Here is a 16159-nt window from a genome sequence, read left to right as displayed (position 1 = left end):
CGCCACCACCACCGCCGGCACCGCCGTCAGTGGCGTTTGGCGGCAAGCCCGTACCCCCGACAGACGCTGCAGACAGCAAGCCCTGGGCACTGGAATTGATTGTTGTATTTGGAGCGGACATCCAGGATCCGCCCTGCCCGCCACTGCCGCTGCCAGCAATCAGCAGTGTCACATTGGAAGCATTGGCAACGACGCTGGCAGCGCCGCCGCCGCCGCCACCACCCGAGTAACCTGAACACCCTGCGGCGCCGCCGGCGCCACCGGCAAAGCCTCCGCTACCGCCCGCATTTCCACTGGCCCCTGCAGAGTTAGTGCAGGTTTTACCAAAATTGGAGGTGTAGCCAAGACCGCCGCCGCCGCCCACATACACATTGACGATCGTGCCGGGAGCCGCGAAGAAAGTTGCCTTGGCCAAAGCGCCTTTGCTACCTGCGCCACCCGCACCGCTGAATCCATTTCCGGATGCGTCCGAACCACCGCCGCCGCCGCCCGCGCCAGCCGCCTGAATTTGGATTCCGCCGGCACCAGCAGGAATTGTGTAAGTCTGAACTGTGCCGGTAAAGTTAAATGTAGTCTGGGCGCTTGCCGCTCCTATTGCCAGGAACTGCAAGCAGGCAAAAATGCCTGGCAACAGCTTTTTATATTGATGATGGAAAACGCCAATCACCCGCCGCCCGTCCAGCAAAATCAGTGGCGACATCATGGTTTGACGGGGCTGGCGCTGGCGATCGGCGTATTGTTGCCGGCATCAAAAACGTTTTCATCAAACTTGAAACGCATGCGCAGGTACACACCACGCTGGGTGTAGGCGTCCCCGGCCAGATCGGCCGCCCTGAAACCCTTCAGGTTGTAGCCGGCTGACAACCACATGTTCTTCCATGCGAGATAGCCCACTTCGACACCAACAGCCGTTTCGGCAGCGCCATCGCCCCACATGCGGTAACCCTGCAAGCCAACATCCCAGCGCTCGGTGATATCCCAGGTTGATCGCGCGCCCAAAAGTTTCGTGAGTGCGCGGCTGCCGATCCCGTTAGTGCGGTCAGTGGCCCACTTGGCTGCAACGCGTCCGGTCATGAGCCAGCTCCGATTGGGCTGGACATTGAGATGACTGGAAACGATCCAGGATGATTCATCACGATTGAGCCCCACGCCCAGGCTGCTGTCGAGGTCGCGCTTGTATTCAATTCGGCCCAGCGCGTTCCATACGTCGGCATCAACCGGCCGGTAGGCGAAGCCGGACTGCGCCGTGATCAGTTTGCGTTCCCCGACGCCGGGTGCCAGATTGATCTGCACGCTGTAGAGGCCGCGATTGAGCAGGGTCCAGCTTTCATCAAGCTTGCTGGCCAGCGCGCCGCTGAGCAACCAGCTGCGTGAGGTGCTTGAGGTCTGCCACTGCGCCTGACCAGAAGCCTTCCAGTCGGCGGCGGCCGTGTATTCGAGGCCGATAGTCGCTGCCGTGGAGTCATCCAGCACGACGCCGGAAACCGGTTTGATGCGCTGCACGCTGGTCGACAGGCCAATGCCGTTGTCCAGCCGCCAAAGCCGGCGCAGACCAATGGCGGCTTCACTGCCGCGCCCATTGATGCTGTCACCGATGCGGTACTCGTTGAAAAGCTGCGTGCTGTCTGCCAGTTCTGTGTTGATGCCCGCCACCGTGCTGTACTGGGACGCCGCCGGGTTGAGGGTGTAGGGGCCGTTGAGGCTGTTGATGAAGTCGTGCCGGAGGTAGAGTTTTGTCGTCGGATTGACGGCATAGGTGCCGCCCACGCCAATCTCGCGCCCGCCGCTGCCGTCGATGGCGTATTCAGCCAGGCCATAGACTTCGGCCTGCGGCAGCTCGGGCACCGGCACTGTCAGCTTGACCCGGGCACTGGTGTAACCCACTTGGGCTGAGGCTGAGGCTGAGGCTGCGGCCAGCCCTGCCGGAGAGGGCAGGACGGGCGTTGAAAAGCCCGGCAGGGCAGGCGCCGACAGCACCGAATACGCATTGGCATTGCTGTAACGCACGCCAACTTCCAGCCGTGAGTTGCCCGACAGACTGTGCTCAAGCTTGAGTTCCATGCCTGTTTGCTTTGCACCACTGACGCTGTTGGACGTTTTCAGGGCTTCGGCGACCAGTCTGTTTTGCTCGTCAAGGACATAGCCGGCCTTGGCACCATATTCCGATTGCCCGGCGGACTGCAGGCTGTTGGGGTTGTAAAACCCGGCGTCGGTATGCGTACCCCAGACCCGCGCCTGCAGTGGTCCGTCTTCGTGCTTTATTTCCACTCGCTGGCCAGCGCCGCCGCCCTGAATGTCGCTGCGGCTGCGGGCGACCTCGACCGTTGCGCTGGTGCTGTCACCCAGCTTTGCCGTCGCGCTGACACCGGCCAGGCTCAAGCTGTTGACCGGGTCGGCATCGCGAATTGCGGTCGCGCCGAGCACCAGTTCCGGGGAGATCTGCACCTTGACGTCAGCCCCCGCCACCAGATGCTTGGGGCCACCAGAGTCGACCGAATAGTTGACCCGTATGAACACCGGATTGAGGTCGGCGTCAACACTGGGCACCGGGTCCTTGAGCAGGAGTCGGCCGCTGTAGGGTTCTATTTCGTAGTCGGTGAACTGCGCCAGCGGCGTGTCCTTGACGATGACTGAAGGCTGGTTGCGATTGCGCGTAATGACATCGATCTGCTGGCTGTTGACCACGCCATTGATATTGAGCAGAAACGGTCCGGAAGTGCCGTTGGCGCGGAATTCCTGAATCGTCTGCGTGGCCGAGGTACGGCTGGCAAAGCCCTCCACCGTGACCTGACCCTCCTGAAGGCGCCCCTTCACGCCGTTGAGGGCGCGGGAATATTGCGTCAGCTGGCGGGTGGGGTCGTCGCTCTGCGTGGAGTAGTCGCCCAGCAGTGCGTAATTGCTGCCGCTTTGCAGCATGACATAAAGCTTCCCGGTGGACTGGGCGTCAAAGCCCCGCGCCGACGAGTCGCCATAAACCGGGTAGAACTGATTGGGCTGGATATCGCGGAACAAGGCCGTGTCTGCCGGTTTATCCGAATCATAAGAGAGAGTCAGCAAGGTCGAGCCCAGTACCTTGCCCTTGAGAAACAGCGCAGTGCGCGCCGCCACTTCGCCCTTGCCACTGGCAAGACTGCGCGAGGTGCTCTGAATCTGGCGCTCAAAAACATCTCCGCTCTGCGTTGGCCGCAAGGCCGAAGCGTTGAGATTGCGCAAGTTAAGCGTTCCCTCCACGATGCCGGCGGCGATCATCGGCCGCAGGTTAGGTGTGAATTCAATTTTTTCGGTGGCGTGGATGGTGCCGCTGCTTGCGCCAAGCTCGGCCTTGCCGGGTTGGGACGGCGGCAATAGCAGGAAGTTTCCCTCGCCGCCCTCCACGAACACCTGGGTTCCCGGCCGCCGCGGATCCAGGTCTGGTGTCTGCCACTGACCCAGGCTGGACTTCAGCGTCACCGGCGTGCGTTCTGCGACCGGCAGGCCTTGCGCATCGCTCAAGCGAATGCTGATCGAAAGGGCGGTCGCGCCGTCCGCCACTGACTTTTCCGGCACTTCAATGTCTATTTTTGCGAGTTTACCGGGCGCCAGCACGAAGATTTGCATGGTGTTGCGCTGGTTTCCAAAGCTGTCGAGGACGCTCACGCTCAGCGTGTTGCGGCCGGGCTTCAGGTTGACACCGATGTATTCCCAAGCCTGGGTGCCGGTTTTTTCAAGACTGCTTTTCTTGCCCACCTGGCTGGCCGGCACCGGCTGATCATTCAGCATCAGCTCAAGCTCGGAGCCCACCGGCCCCTTGACCCGCACCCGCGTCTGGTCACTGCTCATCGTCTGGCCGTTGTGCAGGCCGATAAATCCGAGCTCTGGACTCAAGTCGGGCAGCAGGTTTTCCAGTGGCTCGAGCATTTGAGACTCGTCGGCACTTTCGTCCATGTCCGTGGCTTCCAAGGTGCCTCCGGTTTTGGTCCCCCGATCCAACGAACGCCTCCATTCCGCACCGGGTGTAAAGATGGGTTTGGGCAAACCCTGGACGTTGGGAGCGTAGGATCCTCCCGGGTCGCGCACAGCGCCAAGCGGCGTACCGCTGCCATTCGGCAAGGTCGCTCCCGCCAGCGGTATCGCGCCATTGATAGCGGTGTTGCCACGCAGCGCGCCTGGCAAGCCGATGGGACCGCTGGCTGGCAAGGTACGCGCATCCACTGGCACAACGGGAGTGGAAGCCAGCAGGCTGCCGGCAGCCTGTAGCAATTCGGAAGGATTGGAAAGGGCTTCCCGCCTTGCGGCAATCTGCTCACGAATATCGGTGTCGCACTCGGCAACGGCGAAATCCGCCTTCTGCAGCTCGCCATTGCTGAAGTCGACAAAACGGCTCCCGCCATCCATGGCATTGCGATTGTTCAGCACCTGCAGCGAAGCGCCGGCTGGCAAGGTAGTGCTGTCCACCTTGGCAACATGGGTGCGCGGCGTCAAGCCATAAAGGCTGTACTTTCCCTCTTCATCGGTCACCGCATAAGTGCCGTCTTCGAGGTAGATCCGGACACCGGGAATGCCGGGCTCAGCGGCCTCACGCTCGCGCTCTTTGCTGCAATTTGCATAGACCTTGCCAATCAGGTAGCCCTTGTTGGAGAAAACTCCGCCCACCAATTGCACCTTGACGCTGGACCGGTTGGACTGCAACGCGCCGCTGACAGCCTGGGCCGTATTGACGCCATTGCCTCCCTGACTTCCCGCTCCGACCCTGACACGGTAAGTCAGCGTGGGCTGAGCGCCTGCGCTAGGGCCAGCGCTTGCGGGGACACTGCCCAGCGCAAACTGCAGGCTGGAGCCGGTGCCGCGGATCGGCTCTGGGAGTGGCGCGTTATTGAGCCGCGCCGTGCCACGCACGTAGGCAAAGCCGGCAGGCAACAGATCATTGACGACCGTGCCGGCCAATGCGACGGTGCCAAGGTTGTTGAGCTTGATGGTGTAGTTGACAAAATCACCGACCTCGGCCGTCGCCTTGTTGGCCGTTTTCTGGATGAACAGGGTTCCTGTGGGCGCAGCGTCAACCGGTACGTCAAAGCGCACCGGAGCGTTCACTGCGCCACCCACCGTGAAGGTTTTTCCATAAGAACCCCGCACATCAATCTGGCGGTCCACAGGCTGGCGTTCGGGCACTAACACTGACGGGAAGCTGAATCCCGCGGGCACGCTGACACCCAGCAGAGAGTTGCCGGGGGACACCAGCGGAAATGAAAATGCGCCGTCGGCACCGGTGACGACCTGGCTGGGCGCGGGCGTGACGCCGTCGCGCTGCAATACCGCGGCCGGGCCGCGGCCTGCTCCGCTGGCGTCAATCAACTGCACGGTCGCCCCAGCGACTGGCAGGTTGGTGCCACTGTCGAACACCACACCAGACGGATCTATCAGCACGCTGGTGGTGGCGTTCACCGTCACGCCGCTGCAGGTCGTGATGCGCGCGGTGACGACATCGTTGCGCAGGACCTCCAGTACGCCGTTGCCCGAAGCAACCAGGTGAACGGCCGCATTGGCGGTTGGCACGTCAGGAAGAATGCGGAACAAGCCCGTGTCCAGTCCGGTTTCCACTGCGGTGAAGGTTTCGGTATCGCCGGTCAGCTGGCTGGTCAGCGTGACCGGCACCGTGTTGATGCGCGTGCGATCGGCGTCACAAATCGCGACGTCCACCTGCACGAACAGCGGTTGACCCAGGGCATTTTGCGCCGCCAGTGTCGCGTAATCGCTGCCGGTAAAAAATGCAATCCTGACCAGGCGTGGCGAAATCTGCACCAGCAAAAGATTGCCGGGGGTACGCGTTGGCACCCCCTGGTCGGTCCAGTTCGCATAGGCGATGGCAGACACGATGCCGGCCGCATTGCCATTCACGCCGACGGTGAACTGGCCCTGCAAAGTTCTGCCCGGGGCAAGGCTGGCAATGGCCCAGGCGACCCCATCAACGACCGAACCAGCCGGAACCAAGCTGACGTAAGCGGTGCTGGCAGCGCCCTGCAAGTGAAATAGCAGTTGCGAATCAGGGTCGGCAGAAGGCTGGGCGGAGACAAAGCTGGTCTGGGCGGGAATCGCAACGCTCAGCAGGAAAAGGCTGGCCGGCACACCGTCGACGGTGAGAGCCGCGGGCATGGCCGGCACATTTCCGCTATTGACCACCGCTGCCGTAAAGATCAGCTGCGCGCCGGGGCCGGTACTGGGTGAGGAAGCGCCCAGCGTCACCTGAAGGGCAGCGCCGCTGGAAACAGTCAGTTTGTCGGTATTGCTGGCGGTGGCTCCCTGCAACTGGCTGGTCGCCGTGAGGACTATCTGCGCAGTCTGTCCGGCCGTCGCAGAAGCAGGCACCTGACCCCACAACAGCAGGTTGGCACTGGCGCCTGCCGCCAGCGTGACGGTAGCGCCAGTGGTAATGACCGGCTCGCCCGGATCGACGCGACCATTGCCATTCAGGTCCTGCACCAGTTGCAGGTTAAGCGGCGTGAAAGTGCCGCCCGCTACAACCGCGAATGTCAGCAGGTAAGTGGTCGTCGCATTGCCCGTGTTGGTGAGCGTGTGGCTGATGACAAAGGAAGCCGCGCTGGAAACCGCCACACCCTGGCTGGCGGTGAGGGTTAGCGCTTCCGACACCGCGACAGCGGTATTGACGGTGTTCGAAGTGAGCCTGACCAGCAAGCCCGTCGCCGCATCGGTGTAAGTGCCCTCGGCCATGTTGGTGATCTGCGTTCCCGCGGCCGACGGCGCAGCTGCTGCTGCCGCCACCCAGCAGAGCAGCAACAGACACATGGAAAGCAGTTTGCGCAACAGGCGAAACAACATGGGTGGCCATTAGGATTGAGGTCGTTGGCGGCACGCCGCTTTTCAAAGAGCGCAGCAAGAACGGCAAGCTTTGAAAAGCGGGAGGAGGCCTGAAGCCTCCTCCGCAAAGAGCCCGGTAACTTTTTTACGGGTTGATCTTCACGCCGAAGGTCACCAGCGCGGACTGACCGGCCGCCAGAGTGCCCACCGAGGCGCTGATGGTGCCTGCATTGCCTGCGGTGGGGCCGGTGACGCTGCCCGCCGTAGTCGCCGCCGCACTGGTCGCAGCCGGGCTCATCGTCGTGTAAGTCGGTGTAGCGTCAGACACCACCACGCTGGTGGCATTGCTTGTGCCCGCGTTGGTGACGGTGATCTGGTACAGAATGCACTGGCCGGGCTTGGCGCTCAGCGGCGTCGAAGCGCTGTAGGCTGTCCCGGCGGTGGGGCCTGTGCAGCCCGTATCCAGCGCCGGCGCCTTGGTCAGCGTCAGGTTGCCGGCAACGACCGTGGTGGTGTCGGTCGCCACGGCGGGCACCGGTGCGGTCGTGACGTAGGAGCCGTTGGTAGTGGTCCCCGTGATGGTGGTCACGTTGACGGCCCCGGGCGCCGCGCCCGACGTTGCAATCACCTTGTCAAACACCGTGATTGATGCGCCAGGAGCCAGGCCACCCGGAGGCAGGAATGTGCTGAGACTGCCGGAAATAACCGGATCAGAGGCATCAAGAACGCCGTTATTATTGGCATCGTAATACAGCACCGAGGTAAAGCCAGGCTGGTTGTTGCTCGTTGCCAGCGTTACCGTGCTCAGGGTGCCGTTGCCCTCGGCCGCGTTGCCGGCGTTGGTCACCGTGTGGCTGTAGACCACCGAGCCGCCAGGAAAGGTCTGGCCACTGCCATTGGGCGTGATAGTGATGGCACGAACGGCGTTCACTGTCACGGCGTCATGCAAAACGTCTGAAAGCGCAGAAATCGGCGACAGCGCGCGGAAATAGAGATCCTGCGTTCCGGCAGCGAAGCCCGGCGGCACCGTAACGACCGCGCAAAACGTGGAATTGCCGCCGGTTGGAATAGAACCGGTGTTGGTGATGGTTGCGCCCGTTGTCGAGCACTTGGCACCCACCCCGCCTTCAGCCTTGAACGTCACCGTCCAGCCCGCAGGAAGAGCGCCGGGGAATGGCAGGGTGTTGCTGGCAGCCAGGTCATAGCTGTCCGCCGAGGTGCCGGTGTTATTGGCGACCAGGGTGAAGGTGGTCGAGCCCCCGGGATTCAGCGAATTTGTCACCTGGGCGGTGGCCTCGGGACCGGGACCAAAACCAGGCACGCCGGCCGCGGCAGGGAGGTTGTTGGTCAGGTCGACTTTTGCACCGGTCACCGCAGTCAGCGTGTCATTCGCTGTTGCCGTTTTACTCGGATCGGCCACCGAGGTTGCCGTTTTGGTGACGGTGAACGGGCCGCCGCTGGCGTTTGGCGGCAGGGTTCCCTTCAGAATCACGTTGTACGAAGCGCCTGGAGCCAGCGGTCCGGTGTCGATGACGCCATCGCCATTAGTGTCCACCAACGGCGTCACGCCGTCGGACTTGAACAACTGGCCGGAGGTTCCGGCAGGGAAACTGTTCGCGGTGATGGTGATGTTGAAGGTATCGACGCCAGAGCCGGTGTTGGTCACTATGTTGGTGAAACTGATGGTCTGACCGGGCACGGCGCTGGCAATCGTCTGACCGGTCATGGAAACGGAATTGGCTGCCGCAACTGTGAACGGAACGGTATTGGAGGTTCCGCTCACAGTGCCTGCACCGTTATTGTAGGAGCTGGTTGCCGTGTTGTTCAGCACACCCGGCGGCGTGCCACTAGCGACGTTGACCTGAAAGCTCAAGGTACCCGACTGGCCGGCTGTAACCTGATTCAGGGTGGCCAGAAAGGTTCTCGTACCTGCGGTAAAAGAAGATGTCAGGGTGTTGGGTGCGGTGCCGCTGGAGGCGCCAGCGTCACTGAGTGCTGTGGCCCCTGTCGCGCTCCATCGGGCAGAGCCCGGCACATAGACCATGCCGACCGGAAGAACGTCGGTGACGGCCACCGACGTGGCAGTACTGTTACCCGTATTGGTGTAGGTCAGAGTATAGGTATAAGGGCCTGAAGGCGAGGCACCACCGTTGGAGCTGACCGCCTTGGTCAGCGTCACCACCGCATTTACCGACACCGTAGTGACGTCGGTATTCGTGGCGGTTTTGGTGTTGTCGAGAACACTCGTCGCGGTCACGGTAATCGTGTTGGTCTGGGCCGCAGTCGCGCCAGCGGGCAGGGTACCCACCACCACGAATCTGAAAATGCCATTGGCTGCCAGCGGACCACTAGACGTGATGGCCGGACCGGTAGGCAAACCACTGCCGTTGTCGGCAAAAATTTGCACGCTGGCCATGGTGAAGCCGCCGGCATTGCTGGTGCTGAGGTTAAACGTGTCGGAACCATTGCCGGTATTGGTCAGGGTATGCGGGTAGTACACCACGCTGCCGGGCGACGCATTTTGAGCCCCGTTAGCCGTCAATGTCAGACTGGCAACCTGTGTCACGGTGGTAGACACCGTGTTGGAACTCACGGTTCTTGAAACCGACGAAGCGTCCGTATAGGTGGCCGAGGCTTGATTGCTGATGGAGGTGCCGGCCGGCGGCGGCGCGGCATGCGCAGCCATGCCAGCCAGGGCCAGCAGCGCAGCAATCAGCATTCCCATCAACCAGTGCGTAAACAGATGGAGCAGCCGCGAAATCGTCGGACTGGTGGAGGTGGCGTACATAACGGGGGTTTCTCCTGGCTTCAAAACAAGGTGGAATCGACTGATGACGGGTTACGAGGCATGGGCGGACCGTCTGGCGCAGCGCGCGCAAGAATGGCCGATCAGGCTGAATTCAGGATTTGGTGCCGGCTGCAGCGACGGGTGCATCAATGCGCACCTGCAGCTTGACGACGGTGCTGGCGCCGCCGGCAAGCGTGCCGACTTCCCAGCGCAGGGCGCGGTACTGGCTCAAGGGCACAGCGACCTTGCGCTCGCTTCCGTCAGACTGCTTGACGGTGCGCATCAGGGGCGTTGGCGCGAAACGGCTGCCATCCAGTGACGCCTGCGCCGGTGCGGGCTCGGCACTGTCAGCAATGAAGGTGGTTCCCAGGGGCACCGGTACGGTCGCCATCAATTTGTTGACAGCTGCGGCGCCCGTGTTGCGATAGGTGCCACTGTATTGAAGAATGTCGCCAGGCTTGCCTTCGGTAGCCGGGTTGAGCACTTCCTTGCCGTCCACCTTGTCAATACGCTGGGCAACCAACTGGGAGCGCACCGCAGCACTCTGGGCCAGCGCAAGCTGAGACAACACCAGACCAGCCAGCAAGCAACAAACATTCAGAAGGGGTTTCATATATGTATCCTCGTGTTACGAAAAACCGGGCTAACGGAGTCCAAACGTTGGCGTGACGTTTCTTTCACCGTCCGAATGTTTCAAGATTCCTAGAGCTGTGACTCTATGTTACTTTCACGCGAGATGATGGGAAATTTATTGCTTAAGCGCTGCTTTTCAGCCAGATAGTCTTATTTTTGTTAATAAATTCCGCATAACGTAACTTTTTTCTTTGCCGAAACGCAAGGTTGTGGACTAAAACTAAGCTTTTTTCTCAATCAATTCCGCGCTGAAAAAGGGAAATCAGTCCAAATCGTAAAAAAATTGGAATCTGTAACAGCAAAAAATTTGCTTTTTGTGAGATTTCTGGCGTTTGTGGCATCAGGCGGGCCGACTACGGATCGGGGCGCTGAGCGCTAAGCGCTGGTAGCACGCGGATCGCCCTGAGACCGTGCCAGACGAAGGTCTCAATTTGGATGCAGAGCCCTGGGCGGAGCCTTAATACGCTATGAATTCAATAGCTACTTATGCCGGTATTCATTGGACAAGAGGCCAAAAACACTCAAAAGTTGGGTTGGAAGACCCGAAAATCAGTTCACTGCATCGCGCAAGCGCGCAAAGACCTTCCAGAATGCCGCTTCTTGGGTCGTTGCAAAGTTGATGCGCATCAGCGTGCTGGGCGTGCGCACGGCGTGAAACAGCGCGCCAGGCGCGATCAGGTAGCCCTCGTCCAGCATGCGCTGCGCCAGGGCGTCGGTGTCCACGCCTGTTTCGACCCAGCCAAACAGGCCAGCCGGCTCCGCCGCAAAACTGCAGCCGTGCGCCAGCGCGAGTTTGACGCTGCGGCTCCTGGCCTGGTCGAGCCGACCGCGTATTCGTTCGGCATGGCGGCGCAGCTGACCCTGATCGATGCACCAGGCCAGCGCTTTTTCCAGCAGCGCGGGGGTCGTCAGCGTGGCGAGCAGCTTGGTGTCGAGCAGGCGTTCCACCAGATCGGGCGGCGCAGCCAAATAGCCGACGCGCCAGCCCGGCGCCAGAATTTTTGAAAAGCCGCTAACGTAAATCGTGCGCTGCAGGCCGTCAAGCGCGCACAGCCGTGTGGCATGGTCGGGCGCCAGGTGGCTGTAGGTATCGTCTTCGGCAATGTGAAAGTTGTGCTGGCTGGCCAGTTGCAGCACGCGGTGGGCGCTGCCCGGCGTGAGGCAGTAACCGGTCGGGTTGTGAAACACGCTGACGCTGACGAACAGCTTGGGCTGTTGAAGGGTGCAGTACTGCGCCATGACGTCCAGATCAGGCCCGTCGGCACGGCGCGGCACCGGCAAAATGCGCATACCCAGTGCATCTAGGCGGGCAAATTCCACGGACCATCCCGGCTCCTCCACCATCACGCAGTCACCCGCGCGCAGCAGGGTTCGGCTGATGATGTCCAGCGCGTGGGTGGCGCCGACGGTGGTGATGATTTGACCCGGTACGGCGTGCACATTGAGCGCGCCCAGCCTTTGCGAGAGCGCGCGACGCAGGCCCGCATCACCCAGCGGTTCGCCGTACCGCAGGGAAAACTCCCTTAGCGCGCTGGCGCCGGTAACCTTTCGGACCGCTGCCGGCATGAAGCTGGCGTCCAGCCAGTCGGTGGGAAACACGCCCATGCCGGGTTGCGGCTTGCTGCTGACCGGCTGAAACATGCCGCGAATCAGCGCGGCGGCATCGACTGGCGTACTTGCGCTGTTTTTTATAGCTGATTGCGCTTTGTCCACGGGCGCCAAAGACCTGTTTGATGATGAATCGCGAACAAAAAATCCGCGATTCCTGCTTGCCACCACCAGCCCCTGCGCCTGCAGCTGGTCGTAGGCTGCTACGACTGTGGACACGCTCACGCCCTGCTGCTCGGCGCACAGACGTACTGAAGGCAGGCGCGCACCGGGCGCGAGCAACCGGTTTCGAATACGCTCGGCAAAGCGGGCTCCGAGCTGTTCGGTCAGAGACTGCGAAGCGGTTTTCATCAGCATGGCGTTGCCTCGGGGTCGCTTTTCACGCGATGTGTACTGCCAAAATAGGCGATACAGTTTGGTAATTTGTACCCTTTACTGTATGGGTGGTGTGCTGCTTTCGACTATAAAGTCTTCCACCATGAACTGGCAAGAATTTACGGCACTACTGATCCTGGCCACGGTGATGACCTTTTCTCCCGGTCCCAACAACACCATGAGCACGGCACTGGGCGCCAACCATGGCTTCAAGCGCGCGCTGCCCTTTGTCTGCGCCGTGCCCGTGGGCTGGGGTGCGCTGCTCACCGTCTGCACCTTCGGCCTGGGCGCACTGGTGCTGGCCGTGCCGCTGCTGAGCTGGGCCATCAAGCTCGTTGGCGTGGCTTATTTGCTGTGGCTGGCCGGCAAAATTGCGCGCTCGCGCCAGCTCGGCGAAGCCGACGCGACCCGGCTGAAAATCACGTTCTGGCAGGGTGCGGCGCTGCAATTTGTCAACATCAAGGCCTGGATGCTGGCGCTGGCGATTGTCAGCGGCTGGATTGCTGGGCGCGGCGACCCCGGCCTGCGCTTTGCCGTAGTGCTGCCGGTCATGCTGTTCTTTGCCTTTGCCAGCAACCTGAGCTATGCGCTGGCGGGCTCGCTGTTGCGAGACTGGCTCTCGGGTCCGAAGGGCACGGGGCGGCGGTTGATCTGGTTTAACCGTGGCATGGCGGCCGTGCTGGTGGTCACGGCAATCTGGATGCTCTTTATATGAATCCGCAACAACAAATCAACAAGGGCCTCTGGCTCGGCCTGCTGGGCATCGTGATTTTTTCGATGACGCTGGCGATGACGCGCCTGGCTGTGGGTACTTCCGACGCGCCGCAGATGTCCAGCGTCTTTATTGCGATGGGCCGGGCCGTGGTGGCCGCCGGACTGTCGGCGCTGTTCCTTCTCGCCACGCGCGCTCCGTTTCCCAATCGCGAACAATGGTGGCCGCTGGCCATCACGGCGGGTGGTGTGGTGTTTGGATTTCCGCTGTTCACCTCGGTTGCCATGCGTTACGTTGAAGCGGTACACGCCAGTGTGATCGTGGGTGTGCTGCCGTTGGCCACGGCCGCGGTCGGCGCACTGCTGCACCGCCAGCGGCCGTCCACGGGCTTTTGGCTTTGCGCCGCGCTGGGCAGTGCGCTGGTCGTGGGCTTTGCCATGCTGCGCTCGGGCAGCGCCGGGGGCGGCCTGTCCATTCATTTTGCCGATCTTCTTTTGCTGGCCGCCATGTTGTGCGCCGCCGTGGGTTACGGCTTCGGTGCCAGGCTGTCGCAGCTTATGCGGGCCGAACATGTGATTTGCTGGGCGCTGGTGATTTCTCTGCCGCTGACCTTGCCCTTGGCAATTGTCAGCTGGCCGGTTGCACCCCTCAAAGCCACGGCCTGGTGGGGCTTTGCCTATGTGGCGGTGTTCTCGATGTGGCTGGGCTTTTTTGCCTGGTACCGCGGCCTGGCCCTGGGTGGTACCGTGCGGGTCAGCCAGGTGCAACTGGTGCAGCCCTTTTTGTCGATGCTGTTTGCCGTGCCGCTGCTGGGCGAACGCCTGGACGCGGTCACCGTCGGCTTTGGTCTGGCCGTGATTGCCACGGTGTTTATCGGCAAGAAAATGTCAGTCAATAGCCCTCTTACGCGGCGGATAGCCTCAGAATGTTGAGATTGTGTGATCCGGGCTGCTCTTGGCGACCCGCAATAAACAGGAGCTTGAAATGAACTGGACCCAGGCGCGACGCGCGCAAAAAATGAATCCGTCGGTGATCCGCGAGATCCTGAAGCTCACCGAAAAACCCGGCATCATCAGCTTTGCCGGCGGCCTGCCCTCCCCCAAGACCTTTCCGGTCAGCGCCTTCAGCGCGGCCTGCGAAAAAGTGTTGCGCGAAGACGGCCCTGCGGCGCTGCAGTATGCCGCCAGCGAAGGTTATGCGCCGCTGCGCCAGATGGTGGCGGACATGCTGCCCTGGACCGTGGACCCGGCCCTGGTCTTGATTACCACCGGCTCGCAACAGGGGCTGGACCTGATCGCCAAGGTGCTGATTGACGAGGGCAGCCGGGTGCTGGTGGAAACACCCACCTATGTGGGCGCGCTGCAGGCCTTCACGCCGATGGAGCCCGACATCGTCGGCGTGGCCAGCGACGACGGCGGCGTTGACCTGGCAGACCTCGCCGCCAAGGCGGCGGGCGCGCGTTTCTTTTACGTGCTGCCCAATTTTCAGAACCCGACCGGCCGCACCATGCCGGAGGAGCGCCGCGCCGCGCTCAGCCAGGAGGCCGCCCGGCTGAATCTGCCGCTGGTCGAGGACAACCCCTATGGCGAGCTGTGGTTTGACACGCCGCCACCGCTACCCTTGACAGCGCGCAACCCCGAAGGCTGCATTTACCTGGGTTCGTTCTCCAAAGTGCTGGCGCCCGGGTTGCGGCTGGGATTCGTGGTGGCGCCAGCGTCCCTCTTCCCCAAACTGCTGCAGGCCAAGCAGGCCGCCGACCTGCACAGCCCCGGCTTCAACCAGCGCCTGGTGGCCGAGGTCATGAAGGACGGTTTCCTTGACCGGCATGTCCCCACCATACGCACTCTGTACAAGTCACAACGCGACGCCATGCTGGCAGCCATGACGCATGAAATGCCCGAAGGCGTGACGTGGAACACCCCGGCCGGCGGCATGTTTTTGTGGGTGCGTCTGCCCGAGGGTATGAGCGCCATCGACCTGCTGCCCCGGGCGGTCGAGCGCAACGTCGCTTTTGTGCCGGGCTGGGCGTTTTATGCGGACCATGCCGACGCCCGCACGCTGCGCCTGTCCTTTGTAACCTCCAGCGTGGCGCAGATCAACATCGGCATCGCCGCGCTGGCCGCGGCGATACGCGAAATGCAGCCTGACCGGCCGCTTGCCAGCGCAGCGCCAGCCACGCCCGCCGTTGCCGCAAACGCCTGAAGCGAGGAAGGCCAAAGCATGCTGCACATCTGGGGACGCATCAGTTCCCTCAATGTCCGTAAAGTCGTCTGGGCCGCTCAGGAGCTGGGCCTGACACTGCAGCGCACCGACGCCGGCGGGCAATTCGGCATGGTCAAGGCGGCTGGCTACCTGCGGAAAAACCCGAATGCCCAGGTGCCGGTAATCGAGGACGGCGAAGTGGTTTTATGAGAGTTCGACGTGATCGTGCGTTACCTGAGCGCCAAGCACTCCCCGGGTCATTTTTATCCCGCAGAATTGCAGGCGCGCTTTGCCGCGGAGCAATGGATGGACTGGCAGCAAACCACCTTCAACCCAGCCGGGCGCGACGCTTTCATACAGTGGATTCGCACCACGGCGGAACAGCGCCAGCCCGACCTCATGGCCCGGTCCGTGGCGGCCACCGAGCCGCTGCTGGACCTGCTCAACGCGCATCTGGCGCAACACCGGTTTATCGGTGGCGCGCAATTTGGCATGGCCGACATTCCCCTGGCATGCGAAATGCATGGCTGGTTTGGTTTGCCGCAGCCACGGTCTTCGCGCCCGCATCTGGCGCGCTGGTACCAGACCATTCTGGCGCGACCCGCGACCCGGGGCGTGCTGGACCTGCCCCTGCCCTGAATCTCGTTGGAGTCATCACACCATGAGGCAGCGTCCATTCAAACAAGTTGACGTGTTCACCGCAACACCTTATTTGGGCAACCCCCTTGCCGTGGTGCTGGATGGGTCCGGCCTGAGCGACGACGACATGCAACGCTTTGCCCACTGGACGAACTTGTCGGAAACCACTTTCCTGCTGCCGCCCACCGACAGCGCCGCCGACTACCGCCTGCGCATCTTCACGCCCGGCGGCGAGCTGCCGTTTGCCGGCCACCCCACGCTGGGCAGTTGCCACAGCTGGCTGCAGGCCGGCGGCCAGCCCGCCAGCCGGGATTTCATCATGCAGGAATGCAAGCTGGGTCTGATCAGGATTCGCCGCGAGCGAGGTGAGCGGCGTCTGGCATTTGCCGCGCCGCCCCTCAAGCGGTCCG

At 62.1% G+C, this 16159-nt stretch carries 8 protein-coding genes and 2 pseudogenes; 5 read left to right on the top strand and 5 right to left on the bottom strand.

Annotated elements, in window-relative coordinates:
* The 5 genes and pseudogenes from HHJ19_RS10080 to HHJ19_RS10060 all read right to left on the bottom strand — a co-directional run.
* Window positions 1–700, bottom strand: a pseudogene (locus HHJ19_RS10080) (hypothetical protein); the annotation flags it as partial.
* Window positions 700–6813: a hypothetical protein gene (locus HHJ19_RS10075; RefSeq protein ID WP_296906721.1), complete on the bottom strand. Its 6114-nt coding sequence runs from the start codon at window positions 6811–6813 to the stop codon at window positions 700–702. The pseudogene HHJ19_RS10080 and the gene HHJ19_RS10075, both read right to left, overlap by 1 nt.
* 124 nt (window positions 6814–6937) lie before the next feature.
* Window positions 6938–9580 carry a hypothetical protein gene (locus HHJ19_RS10070; RefSeq protein ID WP_296906719.1) on the bottom strand — a complete coding sequence of 881 codons (2643 nt, stop codon included), beginning with the start codon at window positions 9578–9580 and terminating at the stop codon, window positions 6938–6940.
* Window positions 9581–9692: 112 nt separating this feature from the next.
* Entirely contained in the window at window positions 9693–10193 is a 501-nt protein-coding gene (locus HHJ19_RS10065; RefSeq protein WP_296906716.1) for a hypothetical protein, read from the bottom strand.
* Window positions 10194–10762: 569 nt separating this feature from the next.
* Window positions 10763–12178, bottom strand: coding sequence for a PLP-dependent aminotransferase family protein (locus tag HHJ19_RS10060; RefSeq protein WP_296906714.1), 1416 nt, complete (start codon window positions 12176–12178; stop codon window positions 10763–10765).
* Window positions 12179–12299: 121 nt separating this feature from the next.
* Here HHJ19_RS10060 and HHJ19_RS10055 point away from each other — a divergent pair, with 121 nt between their 5' ends.
* The 5 genes and pseudogenes from HHJ19_RS10055 to HHJ19_RS10035 all read left to right on the top strand — a co-directional run.
* Window positions 12300–12911: a LysE family translocator gene (locus HHJ19_RS10055; RefSeq protein WP_296906711.1), complete on the top strand. Its 612-nt coding sequence runs from the start codon at window positions 12300–12302 to the stop codon at window positions 12909–12911.
* Complete coding sequence (locus tag HHJ19_RS10050; RefSeq protein ID WP_296906709.1) at window positions 12908–13840, top strand: DMT family transporter; 933 nt, start codon at window positions 12908–12910, stop codon at window positions 13838–13840. The genes HHJ19_RS10055 and HHJ19_RS10050 overlap by 4 nt, the downstream gene beginning before the upstream one ends.
* A 52-nt stretch (window positions 13841–13892) precedes the next feature.
* Entirely contained in the window at window positions 13893–15110 is a 1218-nt protein-coding gene (locus HHJ19_RS10045) for a PLP-dependent aminotransferase family protein (RefSeq protein WP_296906705.1), read from the top strand.
* Window positions 15111–15128: 18 nt separating this feature from the next.
* Window positions 15129–15749, top strand: a pseudogene (locus HHJ19_RS10040) (glutathione S-transferase N-terminal domain-containing protein).
* Window positions 15750–15771: 22 nt separating this feature from the next.
* A partial coding sequence (locus HHJ19_RS10035; RefSeq protein ID WP_296906702.1) for a PhzF family phenazine biosynthesis isomerase occupies window positions 15772–16159 on the top strand: 388 nt, incomplete at its 3' end.

Origin of the sequence: Polaromonas sp. (assembly GCF_012927415.1) — a bacterium.
GTDB lineage: Bacteria > Pseudomonadota > Gammaproteobacteria > Burkholderiales > Burkholderiaceae_C > Polaromonas.
This window is presented reverse-complemented; position numbering and strand designations above follow the sequence as displayed.